This window comes from Comamonas composti DSM 21721 (assembly GCF_000429845.1).
GTDB lineage: Bacteria > Pseudomonadota > Gammaproteobacteria > Burkholderiales > Burkholderiaceae_C > Comamonas > Comamonas composti.
Genome location: NZ_AUCQ01000015.1, coordinates 110,618 through 123,826, shown reverse-complemented (window position 1 = coordinate 123,826; position 13,209 = coordinate 110,618). Strand labels below are relative to the sequence as shown.

Below are 13,209 nucleotides of genomic sequence, written 5' to 3'. Positions count from 1 at the left end.
GCATGTGCTGCAGGCCTTCACAGACAAACTCAACAGCATTGCCCGCCCCATGCGCCAGACCTTGACCTATGACCGGGGCAAGGAGATGGCCGAGCATGTCCAGCTCACCAAGAACACAGGCATGAAGGTGTACTTCTGCGACCCTCACAGTCCCTGGCAGCGGGGCAGCAACGAGAACACCAATGGACTGCTACGCCAGTACTTCCCCAAAGGCACCGACCTCAGTGGCTACACGCAGGAGCAGCTTGATGCGGTCGCAGACCAGCTCAATGGGCGGCCCAGGATGACGCTGGGTTGGCGCAAGCCCATAGACGTTTATGCACAGCACCTGGCCTAGTTGGCTTTGCAGCCTGAATCCGTGCATTGATCTTTTGTTGCACTTGGACTTGAATCCGCCCTTATCCATCAAGCGCTAACAGCTATCTTTTTTGAAATCTATAAGTACTACGCCCAGATGCTCCGGGGCCAGTCAGAGTCACTCCGCCGCAAGGGCCGTGTCTGCCAGGGGATGCGTTGCAGCTCAGGGGGCTTATTTCCTCGGGATGCGTCCCATGAGGAAAAACTCCGGATTGGGCTGCATGCCTGCAAAGCTTGCCATGCGATTGGAGAGGCCGAAAAACGCCGTGATGGCTGCGATGTCCCAGATGTCCTCGTCATCGAAGCCATGGCCGTGAAGGTGCTCGAAATCGGCGTCCTCTATTTCGTGGCTGCGTTCGCGCACCTTCATCGCAAAGTCCAGCATGGCGCGCTGGCGCGGGGTGATCGGCGCCTTGCGGTAGTTCACGGCCAACTGGTCGGCGATCAGCGCATCTTTTTCGTGAATGCGCAAGATGGCCCCATGCGCCACCACGCAGTAGAGACACTGGCTGGCCGCGCTGGTGGCGGTCACGATCATTTCGCGCTCGCCCTTGGTGAGGCTGCTTTGCTCCCTGAGCATCAAGGCGTCGTGATAGGCAAAGAACGCCCGCCACTCGGCGGGGCGCCGTGCAAAGGCCAGGAATACCGTGGGGATGAAGCCGGTCTTCTCCTGAATCTGCAAAATGCGCTCGCGAATGTCTTCGGGCAGCTGGTTGAAATCTGGGTGGGGGTAGCGCGTACTCATGCTGTTTCCTGTTGGAGCTTGCAAGTTTGCATCGGGGCTGATGAGTCTGCTCTGCCTTTGAGGTGGTAAATCGGGCCAGCCCGGGGATGAGGCATGGTGTAGTGCTTCGCTAGGTTGATGTCCGGGTGTTTCTCAAGCCATTACCATGGCGGTTTGCTGCGGCTGCTCGGGGCCGGGGCTGGAGGTTTTCATGGACTTAGTGGCCGATGGGGTATCGGAAAATGGCAGCAAGCCAGGTACAGATCAATGGTGGGTGGTCTGTCTTTGTGCGCGCTGGTGTGGTGTGTGTAATCAGTACCAGGCCACATTTGCCGAGCTGGCGCAGAAATTCCCGCAGGTGCGCTTTGTGTGGCTGGATGTGGAAGACCATGAGGATGTTGCCGGCGATCTGGACATAGAAACATTTCCATCCGTTCTGATCTCCGAGGGAGCGAGTCCGCGCTTTTTTGGCCCGGTATTGCCTCAGGCACAGATTCTGGCGCGCATGCTTGATTCCCTGTACCGGGACGCAGGCGGCAAGGCGCTGCAGGCGGCCGAGGTCCGGGAGCTTCTGGGGCGCATACAGGCGGCCAAGAGTCTTGGGGCCGTCTTGCTCTAGAAGCATATTTATGAGGGTCTCGTTTGGCCGGTAGGCGGTTTACGGCTACAATAACGCACTCACGACCAGACGGGCGGGTACACACCGCCCGTTTTTTTTGGGCAATCGCCCGGGCCTGGCGCTGATAAGCCATGAAAATCATGGGCTTAGCATTTTTTATCCGGGCTGGGGCTTGACAGGACTGAACTGATTACACGTGGCATTACAGCAAATCGTTGAACAAACTGTGACAGGTCTGGGCTATGACCTGGTTGAAATAGAACGCTCTGCAGGCGGACTCTTGCGCGTCACAATTGATTTGCCATGGCAGCCTCCGCAAGAGGGCCAGCCCATGTTGCCTGAACAGTTCGTGACCGTGGAAGACTGTGAGAAGGTCACGCGTCAACTGCAGTTTGCGCTTGAGGTGGATGGCGTCGACTACACACGTCTTGAAGTCTCCTCGCCAGGCATAGACCGATTGCTGCGCCATGAGCTCGATTTCACGCGTTTCGCCGGCGAGGTCGTTGATCTCACGCTCAAGGAACCCATAGGGGCTGCAGGCGAAGGCCAGGTCAATGCCAATCGCAAGAAATTCCGCGGCACGCTGGAGCGGGCCGAGGGCGGGGGCTGGCAAATCGTCTGGAGTGATGAGCCACCAGTCAAGCCTGGGCAGAGAGTCAGCAAGAAACGGGTTCCCGCTCCTTTGCAGGCCTTGGGCTTCGAGCTGGATGAGCTGCGCGAGGCGCGCTTGGCGCCCATCGTGAACTTCAAGGGGCGCAGCGGTAACCCGGCCTGACCAGGCTCGGTCGCAAGAATCGTTGGGGTGCAAGAGGCATGGGCAGATCTCTTGCACGTGATTGAAATAGGAGAGTCCTCGCATGAATCGCGAACTGTTGATGTTGGTAGAGGCCATTTCGCGCGAAAAGAACGTGGAGCGCGATGTGGTGTTTGGTGCGGTGGAATCGGCGCTGGCCCAGGCCACCAAGAAGCTGTACCAAGGTGAAGTAGACATCCGCGTGGCCATTGATCGCGATAGCGGTGACTACGACAGCTTCCGTCGCTGGCTGGTGGTGCCTGACGATGCGGGCCTGCAAAATCCCGAGGCCGAAGAGATGCTCATGGATGCCCAGGACCGCGTGGCAGGTATTTCTGTGGGCGAGTACATTGAAGAGGAAGTCGAGTCTTTGCCCATAGGCCGCATAGGAGCCATGGCAGCCAAGCAGGTCATCTTGCAAAAGATCCGCGATGCCGAGCGCGAGATGCTGCTCAACGAATTCCTGTCGCGTGGCGACAAGATTTTCACGGGTACGGTCAAGCGCATGGATAAGGGCGACATCATTGTTGAGGCTGGGCGTGTTGAAGGTCGCCTGCGTCGCAGTGAAATGATCCCCAAGGAAAACCTGCGCAGTGGCGACCGCGTACGAGCCATGATCATGGAAGTGGACGCGACCTTGCGTGGGGCGCCCATCATCCTCTCGCGCTCGGCGCCCGAGTTCATGGTCGAGCTGTTTCGCAACGAGGTGCCCGAGATCGAGCAAGGCTTGCTGGAGATCAAGAGCTGTGCACGCGATGCGGGCAGCCGCGCCAAGATTGCCGTGCTCTCGCACGATAAGCGCGTGGATCCCATCGGTACCTGTGTGGGTGTGCGTGGCACGCGTGTGAATGCCGTGACCAACGAGCTCGCGGGCGAACGTGTGGACATCGTGCTGTGGTCCGAGGATCCTGCGCAGTTCGTCATCGGCGCGCTGGCACCGGCCAACGTCTCTTCCATTATGGTGGACGAAGAGAAGCATGCCATGGACGTGGTCGTGGACGAAGAAAATCTTGCCATCGCCATTGGCCGTGGCGGTCAGAACGTGCGCCTGGCCTCAGAGCTCACAGGCTGGAAGATCAACATCATGGATGCTGCCGAGTCTGCACAAAAGCAGGCCGACGAATCGGCTGTCTCGCGCACGCTGTTCATGGAAAAACTCGATGTGGATGATGAAATCGCCAACATCCTCATCGAGGAGGGCTTCGAAACCCTCGAGGAAGTGGCTTATGTGCCGCTGCAGGAAATGCTGGAGATCGAAGCCTTTGACGAAGAGACCGTCAATGAGTTGCGCAGCCGTGCGAAAAATGCACTGCTCACGCAGGAAATTGCTCGCGAGGAAAATGTGAGCAAGGTGTCGCAGGATCTGCTGACGCTCGAAGGAATTACACCGGAAATCGTGGACAAGCTGGCCCAGGCCGGAGTGCACTCCCGTGATGATTTGGCCGACCTGGCCATCGACGAGCTGACCGAGCTGACCGGACAGACGGAAGACGAAGCCAAGGCTTTGATCATGAAAGCGCGTGAACACTGGTTCACCGATGGGCAAGAGTAAGGTCAGGGAGGTTTAGAGTATTTATGTCCAGTAATACGGTTGCCGAGTTTGCAATAGAGCTCAACAAAACCCCTGATACCTTGCTGCAACAGCTCAAGGCTGCGGGTGTGGGCAAAAACAGCGCCTCGGATGCACTGTCCGAGTCCGATAAGCAGCAATTGCTTAATCATTTGCAGGCCAGCCATGGTGGCGGGGCCAAGAAAATCACGTTGACCAAGCGTTCTACAAGCGAAATCAAGCAGGCCGATGCGTCGGGCCGTGCCCGTACCATTCAAGTGGAAGTGCGCAAGAAGCGTACCTTCATCAAGCGCGAGGAAAGCGCCGATGCCGGTAGCTCCGAAGCCGCAATCAAGGCGGCTCAGGAGCGGGCCGCTTCCGAGCGCGAAGCCCAGGGGCTGGTTCGCCGCGAGGAGGAAGCTCTGCGCCAGGCCGAACAGATAGGCCGTGAGGAGCAGGAGCTGGCCCAGCAGCGTCAGGAGCGCGAAGAGCGTGAGCGTCGCGAACGCGAGGCCGAGGAGCGTGCGGTTGCCTACGCAGCCGCAGAGCGTGCCAAGAAGGCCGAGGCGAATCGCGCCAAGGAAGAGGCATCGCGTGAGCAGGCAGCCGAGCAGGCTGCACGTGCTGCTGCCCAAGCCGAGGCGCGTGCCAAGGCCGAAGAGGAGTCCAAGGCCCGTGCGGCCGAGGAGGCCGAGCGTGCCAAGGATCTGGAAGATCGTCGCCGAAGAGCCCTCGCCGAGGCTGAAGCTATTCGGGCCATGATGGCTGCGCCCAAGAAGGTTCTGGTTGCCAAGAAGCCTGAAAAGCCCGAGGAGGCCAAGCCGGCAGCAGCCAAGCCGGCCGCCGGAGCGGGCGCTGGTGCAGCAGCCAAGAAGACGTTGCACAAGCCTGCTGCGGGTGCGCGCACGGGCGCTGGTGCGGGTGCCGCGCCTGGTGCGGGCAAGGAAGTCAAGTCTGCCAAGCTCTCGTCGAGCTGGGCAGGCGATGGCAAGAAAAAGGAAATCAAGACCCGTGGCGACAGCTCGGGTGGTGTGGGTGCAGGCCGCTCCAATTGGCGAGGCAGCTCGCGCGGCGGGCGTCGCGGTGACCGTCACGACGGTCAGCACAGCCAGCAACAAGCCGTCGAGTTCCGTGCCATTGAAGTTCATGTGCCCGAGACCATTACCGTGGCTGAACTGGCTCACAAGATGGCCATCAAGGCTTCGGAGCTGATCAAGGTGCTGATGAAGATGGGCCAGATGGTCACCATCAACCAGCCTCTGGACCAGGACACGGCCATGATCGTGGTCGAGGAAATGGGACATACCGCCAAGATTGCAGCGCTTGATGACCCCGAGGCCTTTACTGCCGAGGAAGTCTCCAACGCCGACGCCGAGCAACTGCCTCGTGCTCCCGTGGTGACCGTCATGGGTCACGTGGACCATGGCAAGACCTCGCTGCTGGACTATATCCGCCGCACCAAGGTGGCGACGGGCGAAGCTGGCGGCATTACCCAGCACATCGGTGCCTACCATGTGCAGACCCCGCGCGGCATGGTGTCCTTCCTGGATACTCCTGGTCACGAGGCCTTTACGGCCATGCGTGCCCGTGGTGCTCAGGCCACCGACATCGTGATTCTGGTCGTGGCCTCGGATGACGGTGTCATGCCTCAGACCAAGGAAGCCATCAAGCACGCCAAGGCTGCTGGTGTGCCCATCGTGGTGGCGATCACCAAGTCCGACAAACCTGATGCCAATCCCGAGCGCGTCAAGCAGGAACTGGTCGTTGAAGAGGTGGTGCCCGAGGAGTACGGCGGTGACTCGCCTTTTGTCCCCGTGTCCTCCAAGACCGGGCAGGGCATCGACGAGCTGCTGGAGCAGGTGCTGCTTCAGGCCGAAGTGCTGGAGCTCAAGGCTCCGGTGGATGCGGCTGCCAAGGGCATCGTGATCGAAGCGCTGCTGGACAAGGGCCGTGGCCCGGTGGCCACGGTGCTGGTGCAGTCCGGTACGCTGAAGGTGGGGGATGTGGTGCTGGCCGGCCAGACCTATGGCCGCGTGCGTGCCATGCTGGACGAAGATGGCAAGCAGACCAAGGAAGCCGGCCCTTCGATTCCCGTGGAAATCCAGGGTCTGTCGGACGTGCCTCAGGCTGGCGACGATTTCATGGTGCTGCAGGACGAGCGTCGTGCCCGCGAAATCGCGACCTACCGTGCAGGCAAGTTCCGCAACACCAAGCTGGCCAGGCAACAGGCTGCCAAGCTGGAGAACATGTTTGCCGAAATGTCGGCAGGCGATGTGCAGACTCTGCCCATCATCGTCAAGGCCGACATGCAAGGTTCGCAGGAAGCACTGGGCGCCTCGCTGCTCAAGCTGTCCACGGAAGAGATCAAGGTCCAGCTGGTGTACTCCGGTGTGGGCGGAATCTCGGAGTCGGACGTGAACCTGGCGCTGGCCTCCAAGGCCATCGTCATCGGCTTCAACGTGCGTGCCGACGCTCAGGCCCGCAAGACGGCCGAGAGCAACGATGTGGACATTCGCTACTACAACATCATCTACGACGCGGTCGAAGAGGTGAAGGCGGCGATGTCGGGCATGCTGGCTCCCGAGCGCAAGGAAGAGATCATCGGCATGGCCGAGATCCGCACCGTGTTCGTGGCCACCAAGATCGGTACGATTGCGGGCTCCTACATCACGCAAGGCCAGGTTACGCGCAACGCGCATTTCCGCCTGCTGCGCGACAACGTGGTCATCTATACGGGTGAGATCGAGTCGCTCAAGCGCATGAAGGACGATGTCAAGGAAGTCAAGGAAGGCTTCGAGTGCGGTATCAAGCTCAAGAACTACAACGACATCCGCGAAGGCGACATGCTCGAAGTGTTCGAGATCAAGGAAATCGCTCGTACGTTGTAATCACACATGGCTACACGCAAACCTGCTGCACCCAATCGCAGCTTCAAAGTCTCTGACCAGATCCAGCGCGATCTGGCGGAGCTGATCGCCCGCGAGCTGAAGGACCCGCGCGTGGGCATGGTCACGCTGCAAAGCGTGGAGGTGACTCCCGACTATGCCCACGCCAAGGTGTTCTTCAGTGTGCTCGTAGGCGATGCCGAGCAGACAGAGGACGCGCTGAACCAGGCCGCAGGCTTTTTGCGCAATGGCCTGTTCAAGCGTCTGCACATCCATACTGTACCTACACTGCATTTCATCTACGACCGCACAACCGAGCGCGCGGCCGACATGAACGCCTTGATTGCCAAGGCCGTTTCCTCGCGCGGCAAGGAAGAGTAGCCACCATGAACGCGCCACGCACAAGGGTGCAGCGGCGCCCTGTGCATGGGGTGGTGCTGCTTGATAAACCGCTGGGCCTGTCCAGCAACGATGCTTTGCAGAAAGTGAAGTGGTTGCTGCGCGCCCTCAAGGCCGGTCATACCGGAACCCTGGATCCTCTGGCCACGGGTGTGTTGCCGCTGTGCTTTGGCGCAGCCACCAAGTTCAGCCAGTTGCAGCTTGAAGCTGCCAAGACCTACGAAGCCATTGCCCGCCTGGGCCAGACCACGACCACGGCCGATGCCGAGGGCGAGGTGCTGTGCGAGCGTGAGGTCGATCTTGCCGCAATCACGCCCGAGCGCCTGGCCGCCGTGCAGGCACGGTTCACCGGGGATATCCAGCAGGTGCCGCCCATGTACAGCGCACTGAAGAAGGATGGCAAGGCCTTGTATGAGTATGCGCGCGCCGGCATCGAGATCGAGCGCCCGGCGCGCGAGGTCACGATTCATGCATTGAGTCTCACGCTAACGCTTGATGAGCAAGGGCTTCCAGCTCTCAAAATGGTAGTGACCTGCAGCAAAGGCACCTATATACGCACGCTGGCCGAGGATGTAGGTCAGGCCCTGGGCTGCGGCGCGCACCTGCGTGCTCTGCGCCGCGTGGACACGGGCGGCCTGGGTGTGGAGCGCTGCATCACCCTGGCACAGCTCGAAGCCATGAGCGAGGAGCAGCGCCTGGCCCAGGTGCTGCCTGCGCAGACTCTGCTGGCCGGTCATGTGAATGTCATGCTGGCTGAGCACGATACGGCTCGCTTTCTGCAAGGCCTCAGGCGCAAAGGGGCCTGGGCTGACGCAACCAGCGTGGCAGTGTATGGTGAGCGCCCAAGGGCCTTGCTGGGTGTGGGCCGTGTGGAGCAAGGGGAACTCATCCCCGAGCGCTTGCTCAGTCCGCTGGAAATTCAACAGATTTTGGAAGGCACGCCGCGCACCGACGCAGCGGCATTGGAAACACACTTATGAGCAAACAAATCCGCAACATCGCCATCATCGCGCACGTTGACCATGGCAAGACCACCATGGTGGACCAGCTGCTGCGCTCCTCCGGCACTTTCGCCGAACACGAAAAAGTCGTGGACACGGTCATGGACAACCACGCCATCGAACGCGAGCGTGGCATCACCATCCTGGCCAAGAACTGCGCTGTTTCCTGGAACGGTACCCACATCAACATCCTCGACACACCGGGCCACGCGGACTTCGGCGGTGAAGTGGAGCGCGCCCTGTCCATGGTGGACGGTGTGGTGCTGCTGATCGACGCGCAAGAAGGCCCCATGCCCCAGACGCGTTTCGTGACCAAGAAGGCCCTGGCCCTGGGTCTGCGCCCCATCGTGGTGGTGAACAAGGTGGACAAGCCCGGCGCCAACCCCGACAAGGTGATCAACGCCGCTTTCGACCTGTTCGACAAGCTGGGTGCCACCGATGAGCAGCTCGACTTTCCCGTGGTCTACGCCTCGGGTATCAACGGCTGGTCTTCCAAGGAAGAGGGCGAGCCCGGTGCACAGTGGGGCCCCGACATGTCGGCCCTGTTCAACACCATCCTGGAGCATGTGCCTGCCGTGAAGGGCGATGCCACTGCGCCGCTGCAGCTGCAAGTCTCTGCGCTGGACTACTCCACTTTCGTGGGCCGTATTGCCGTGGGTCGTATCACCCAGGGCACGCTCAAGCCTGGTCAGCAAGTGGCCGTGATGGCCGGCCCGGACGGCAAGAGCTATACCGGCAAGATCAACCAGGTCCACACTTTCCAGGGCCTGGACCGCGTGCAGGCCACCGAAGCCGGTCCTTCGGAAATCGTGCTGGTCAGCGGTATCGAAAACATCGGTATCGGTGAAACCATCACCGACCAGGCCAATCCCCAGCCGATGCCGATGCTGAAGATCGACGAGCCCACGCTGACCATGAACTTCTGCGTGAACACCTCGCCGCTGGCGGGCCGCGAAGGCAAGTTCGTGACCAGCCGCCAGATCTGGGACCGTCTGCAAAAGGAGCTGCGCTCCAACGTGGCCCTGCGTGTCAAGGAAACCAGCGAAGATGGCATCTTCGAAGTCTCGGGCCGTGGCGAGTTGCACCTGACCATCTTGCTCGAAGAAATGCGCCGCGAAGGCTATGAGCTGGCCGTATCCAAGCCGCGCGTGGTGTTCCGCGAGATCGATGGCGAGCGCTGCGAGCCCATCGAGCTGGTGACGGCCGATATCGAAGAAGGCCACCAGGGCGGCGTGATGCAGGCCCTGGGCGAGCGCAAGGGTGAACTGGTGAACATGGAGCCCGATGGCCGTGGCCGCGTGCGCCTCGAATACCGCATTCCCGCGCGAGGCCTGATCGGCTTCACCAACGAGTTCCTGAACCTCACCCGTGGCTCGGGCCTGATCTCCAACATCTTCGACAGCTACGAGCCGCACAAGGGCGACATCGGCGGGCGCAAGAACGGTGTGCTGATCTCCATGGACGATGGTGAAATCTTCACCTATGCCCTGGGCAAGCTCGATGACCGTGGCCGCATGTTCGTCAAGGCCAACGACCCTGTGTACGAAGGCATGATCATCGGCATCCACAGCCGCGACAACGATCTGGTGGTGAACGCGACGCGTACCAAGCAGCTGACCAACTTCCGCGTGAGCGGCAAGGAAGATGCGATCAAGATCACGCCCCCGATCGAGCTCTCGCTGGAATACGGCGTGGAGTTCATCGAGGACGACGAGCTGCTCGAGATCACGCCCAGCAGCCTGCGCGTGCGCAAGCGCCACCTCAAGGAGCACGAGCGCAAGCGTGCTTCGCGCGATGGCGCATAAAAAACAGCCTCAATCAAGGGCGCGAGCTTTGCACGCTGTCCCTGATTGCTGAAACAAAGGCCGCTTGAAGCGGCCTTTGTTGTTTTTATCGGGGCGAACTGTCTAGGAAAACCCCTATGCAGCCATGACCGGGGTCTTGTTCATGCGAATATCGCGGCTCGCCCGCAAAGCGTCTCCACAGAAAGGTGTAGAGGCGGGCAGCCAGCAAAACAACAAGAGCATGACAAAAGACTACAAGCCTCCGGCATTAGAAAAACTACCAGGCCATCGCATACGCCGCCTGCAGCAAATCGCAGTTGCCCTCTTCATGGAGGAAACCCAGGAGTTGAATCTCACTCCTGTGCAATATGTGGCCCTCTCCACCGTGCATCTCCATGAAGGCCTGGATCAGCGCCGTCTTGCCTTGCACATAGGCTTTGATACCTCCACCGTGGCCAGCATGCTCAACCGTCTGGAGTCACGCGGGCTGATAGAGCGCAAGAGCAATCCCAGGGATCGTCGTGTTCGCCAGCTGTCCCTGACGGCCGAAGGCCTGAGAGTGCTGATACAGGCCGGGCCCGGCGTACTGCGGGCCCAGGAACGCATGCTTGCGCCGCTGGGCCCGGGCAAACGCACCCAATTCATGGAGCTGATGGATATCCTCATTGGCGCCAATGACGAACTTGCGCGGGCGCCCAGCATCCACACCTTGCGCGCGCTCAGCATAGGGCCTTGCGGCCCTTTTGGCGGACAGGCGGCATGAGCCCGGCTGCCGGCCTGCTTTTATGATCGCTGCCTGCGAAAGCAAGACTGCTTGCCAGGGCTGAAGAAGCATTTTCCGGAAGAGGGCATGGACTGGGATCATCTGCGTTTCTTTGCGGAGCTGGCGCGCAGCGGCAGCATGGCCGCAGCCGCCAGAAGGCTGGGGGTGGAGCACACCACGGTATCGCGGCGCATACAGGCGCTGGAGAAGCAATTGGGTGCGGTGCTGTTTGCGCGCGAAGTAGGCCAGTGGCGCTTGACCGAGGGCGGGCGTCAACTGCTGCATGTGGCCGAAGCCATGCAGCAGGCCGTCGACGGGCTGGAGCGCATGCCGCTTTCGGCTGGTGGCGCTCAGGGGCCGGCCGGGCTGGTGCGCGTGGGGGCGACCGAAGGCTTCGGGACGCAAATGCTGGCGCCCCGTCTTGCGCAGCTGACCCAGCGCTATCCGTTGCTGAGCATTGACCTGCTGGCCCTGCCAAGGCTGCTGCACCTGTCGCGACGCGAGGCGGATATCGTGATCTCGCTGGAGCGGCCCACGCGCGGATCGGCCGTGCTCACCAAGCTCGCCGATTACCGGCTTTTCCTCTACGGCCAGCGCGAGTATCTGGCGCGCAAGCCCCTGGTGGCGAGCACCGAGGATCTGCGTCACCACAGCTTCATCCACTATGTGGATGACCTGCTGTTCACGCGCGAGCTGCAACTGCTGTCCACCGTGTTTCAGCCCGAGCGCTTCGTGTTTCGCAGCACCAGCATCACGGCCCAGTACGAGGCTGTGCGTGCAGGGGCCGGTCTGGCCGTGCTGCCGGCCTTTATTGCCGACAAGGACCCCGTGCTCAGCCGCGTACTGCCTGCCGAAGCACGGTTTACACGCACCTTCTGGATGAGCATGCCCTCCGATGCGCGTCAGGTGCCGCGCATAGAAGTCACCTGGGGCTTTCTGCGCGAAGCAGTGCAGGCCATGCGCAGCGAGCTCATGCCCGAGCGCTGAGGCTATCGGCCGAGGGCCTTAGATCGTAAACACGTTCTTACGCATAGACCTCGATCCAGCCCACGCGGCCCTGGCCTGCATCGTTGAGCCGGCTCTTGAAGGCCTCGGCCTGGGCTTCGGGCAGGCGCAGACTCAAATCCACGAGACTGGCGTGTTCCACTTCGAGCAATTCGGCGCCGGCGGCCTCGATCTCGCGGCGCACCAGGCCCTCAAGCGCATAGGGCACGCTGCAGCGCAAGACCTGCATGCGCTGCAGCCTCACTTTCTCTGCCGTGAGCAAGGCCTGGGCCACGGCATCGGTATAGGCGCGTACCAGGCCGCCTGCGCCCAGCTTGACGCCGCCAAAGTAGCGCACCACGGTGGCCAGCACGCCCTCAAGATCCTGATGGCGCAGCACATCGAGCATGGGCCGGCCCGCCGTGCCGCCAGGCTCGCCATCGTCCACGGCTGCAGACTGGCCTCCCGCGAGCAAGGCCCAGCACACATGGGCTGCCCCGGGATGGGCGCGGCGAAGTTCATCGACCACTGCCTGGGCGCTGGCGCGGTCACTCATGGGCTGAACGCAGCCGATGAAGCGGCTTTTCTTGATGATGAGTTCGCTGTGCACGGCACAGCTCAGGGTCTGGGACATAAGCGCGGGCAAGCTTACCTCATGCAAGCCTGGATGCGGCTCAAACACTCTGGGCGCGCAAGATGCGCCGGGCATGACTAGCCGGCGGCGGCCAGCCCTTTGTTGAAGTGTTCGCGCATGGCGCGTGCGGCAGCTGCTCCGTCATGGGCCAGCAAGGCCTGCATGACGACTTCATGTTCTTGCAGTGAATCCTCGATGCGCCCATGCTTGAACAGGGACTTGTGGCGGTTGAGCTTCATGACCTTGCGCAGATCGGCGACCAGCTGATTGCGCCAGCGGTTGTCGGCCAGCTCCAGCATCTGCATGTGAAAGCTTTCATTGAGCGCAAAAAAGCGCTCGGCATCATGGGTCTGGGCCTTGAGCTGCTCATGGGTGTGGAGCAGGGCGGCAAGCTGTTGTTCGTCGGCTCTTTCGGCAACCACGCAGGCAGCATCGGATTCGAGCAGGCCCAGCAGGTGATAGACGTCGGCAATATCCTTGGGCGAAACCTCGGTCACATAGGCGCCGCGGCGCACTTTCATGGTCACCAGGCCTTCGGCAGCCAGCACCTTGAGCGCTTCGCGCAGCGGTGTGCGGCTGATGCCGTATTCCTCGGCGATCTTGAGTTCGTCTATCCAGTCACCGGGAGCCAGCTCATGCGCAAAGATACGGTGGCGCAGCTGTTCGGCCACTTGTTCATAGAGAGCGCGGGGGGTGAGGGTGTTGGTCGACATGGCG

At 61.2% G+C, this 13,209-nt stretch carries 13 protein-coding genes; 10 read left to right on the top strand and 3 right to left on the bottom strand.

All coding sequences use genetic code 11. From position 1 onward, the window contains the following. The coding region (locus G486_RS0111140) for an IS30 family transposase (RefSeq protein WP_027015606.1) at window positions 1-337 on the top strand (337 nt) is incomplete at its 5' end. Between the two features lie 192 nt (window positions 338-529). Here G486_RS0111140 and G486_RS0111135 read toward each other — a convergent pair. Continuing rightward, window positions 530-1,102, bottom strand: a complete 573-nt coding sequence (locus G486_RS0111135) for a peroxidase-related enzyme (RefSeq protein WP_027015605.1) — start codon at window positions 1,100-1,102, stop codon at window positions 530-532. Window positions 1,103-1,292: 190 nt separating this feature from the next. Between G486_RS0111135 and G486_RS0111130 the strand changes: the two genes are divergently transcribed. The 9 genes from G486_RS0111130 (at window position 1,293) to G486_RS0111090 (ending at window position 11,861) form a co-directional block, all read left to right on the top strand. Beyond that, window positions 1,293-1,700, top strand: a complete 408-nt coding sequence (locus G486_RS0111130) for a thioredoxin family protein (protein ID WP_027015604.1) — start codon at window positions 1,293-1,295, stop codon at window positions 1,698-1,700. A 196-nt stretch (window positions 1,701-1,896) separates the two neighbouring features. Beyond that, window positions 1,897-2,475: a ribosome maturation factor RimP gene (rimP, locus tag G486_RS0111125; protein WP_027015603.1), complete on the top strand. Its 579-nt coding sequence runs from the start codon at window positions 1,897-1,899 to the stop codon at window positions 2,473-2,475. An 82-nt stretch (window positions 2,476-2,557) separates the two neighbouring features. Then, window positions 2,558-4,045, top strand: a complete 1,488-nt coding sequence (gene nusA, locus G486_RS0111120) for a transcription termination factor NusA (protein ID WP_027015602.1) — start codon at window positions 2,558-2,560, stop codon at window positions 4,043-4,045. A gap of 23 nt (window positions 4,046-4,068) precedes the next feature. Then, complete coding sequence (gene infB / locus G486_RS0111115) at window positions 4,069-6,930, top strand: translation initiation factor IF-2 (RefSeq protein ID WP_027015601.1); 2,862 nt, start codon at window positions 4,069-4,071, stop codon at window positions 6,928-6,930. Window positions 6,931-6,936: 6 nt separating this feature from the next. Beyond that, window positions 6,937-7,308, top strand: a complete 372-nt coding sequence (gene rbfA, locus G486_RS0111110; RefSeq protein ID WP_027015600.1) for a 30S ribosome-binding factor RbfA — start codon at window positions 6,937-6,939, stop codon at window positions 7,306-7,308. Window positions 7,309-7,313: 5 nt separating this feature from the next. Further along, window positions 7,314-8,306: a tRNA pseudouridine(55) synthase TruB gene (gene truB, locus G486_RS0111105; RefSeq protein WP_027015599.1), complete on the top strand. Its 993-nt coding sequence runs from the start codon at window positions 7,314-7,316 to the stop codon at window positions 8,304-8,306. Next, window positions 8,303-10,132 (top strand): translational GTPase TypA, encoded by a 1,830-nt coding sequence (typA, locus tag G486_RS0111100; RefSeq protein ID WP_027015598.1) that lies wholly within the window; start codon window positions 8,303-8,305, stop codon window positions 10,130-10,132. Before truB ends, typA begins: the two co-directional genes overlap by 4 nt. A gap of 220 nt (window positions 10,133-10,352) precedes the next feature. Beyond that, a complete protein-coding gene (locus tag G486_RS22115; protein ID WP_051303427.1) occupies window positions 10,353-10,874 on the top strand; it encodes a MarR family winged helix-turn-helix transcriptional regulator in 522 nt (173 codons plus the stop codon). Between the two features lie 87 nt (window positions 10,875-10,961). Beyond that, window positions 10,962-11,861: a LysR family transcriptional regulator gene (locus G486_RS0111090; RefSeq protein ID WP_027015597.1), complete on the top strand. Its 900-nt coding sequence runs from the start codon at window positions 10,962-10,964 to the stop codon at window positions 11,859-11,861. A gap of 37 nt (window positions 11,862-11,898) precedes the next feature. Here the strand turns inward: G486_RS0111090 and G486_RS0111085 are convergent, their stop codons facing one another. Both G486_RS0111085 and G486_RS0111080 read right to left on the bottom strand, forming a co-directional pair. After that, entirely contained in the window at window positions 11,899-12,492 is a 594-nt protein-coding gene (locus G486_RS0111085) for an IMPACT family protein (protein ID WP_027015596.1), read from the bottom strand. Window positions 12,493-12,569: 77 nt separating this feature from the next. Further along, a complete protein-coding gene (locus G486_RS0111080; RefSeq protein ID WP_027015595.1) occupies window positions 12,570-13,205 on the bottom strand; it encodes a GntR family transcriptional regulator in 636 nt (211 codons plus the stop codon). Window positions 13,206-13,209 lie beyond the last annotated feature (4 nt).

What these genes read in the sequence shown, in the direction of transcription:
- G486_RS0111135 (WP_027015605.1), bottom strand. Translation starts at nt 1,102, where the DNA reads ATGAGTACGCGCTACCCCCACCCAGATTTCAACCAGCTGCCCGAAGAC.
- G486_RS0111130 (WP_027015604.1), top strand. Translation starts at nt 1,293, where the DNA reads ATGGACTTAGTGGCCGATGGGGTATCGGAAAATGGCAGCAAGCCAGGT.
- nusA (WP_027015602.1), top strand. Translation starts at nt 2,558, where the DNA reads ATGAATCGCGAACTGTTGATGTTGGTAGAGGCCATTTCGCGCGAAAAG.
- infB (WP_027015601.1), top strand. Translation starts at nt 4,069, where the DNA reads ATGTCCAGTAATACGGTTGCCGAGTTTGCAATAGAGCTCAACAAAACC.
- rbfA (WP_027015600.1), top strand. Translation starts at nt 6,937, where the DNA reads ATGGCTACACGCAAACCTGCTGCACCCAATCGCAGCTTCAAAGTCTCT.
- truB (WP_027015599.1), top strand. Translation starts at nt 7,314, where the DNA reads ATGAACGCGCCACGCACAAGGGTGCAGCGGCGCCCTGTGCATGGGGTG.
- typA (WP_027015598.1), top strand. Translation starts at nt 8,303, where the DNA reads ATGAGCAAACAAATCCGCAACATCGCCATCATCGCGCACGTTGACCAT.
- G486_RS22115 (WP_051303427.1), top strand. Translation starts at nt 10,353, where the DNA reads ATGACAAAAGACTACAAGCCTCCGGCATTAGAAAAACTACCAGGCCAT.
- G486_RS0111090 (WP_027015597.1), top strand. Translation starts at nt 10,962, where the DNA reads ATGGACTGGGATCATCTGCGTTTCTTTGCGGAGCTGGCGCGCAGCGGC.
- G486_RS0111085 (WP_027015596.1), bottom strand. Translation starts at nt 12,492, where the DNA reads ATGTCCCAGACCCTGAGCTGTGCCGTGCACAGCGAACTCATCATCAAG.
- G486_RS0111080 (WP_027015595.1), bottom strand. Translation starts at nt 13,205, where the DNA reads ATGTCGACCAACACCCTCACCCCCCGCGCTCTCTATGAACAAGTGGCC.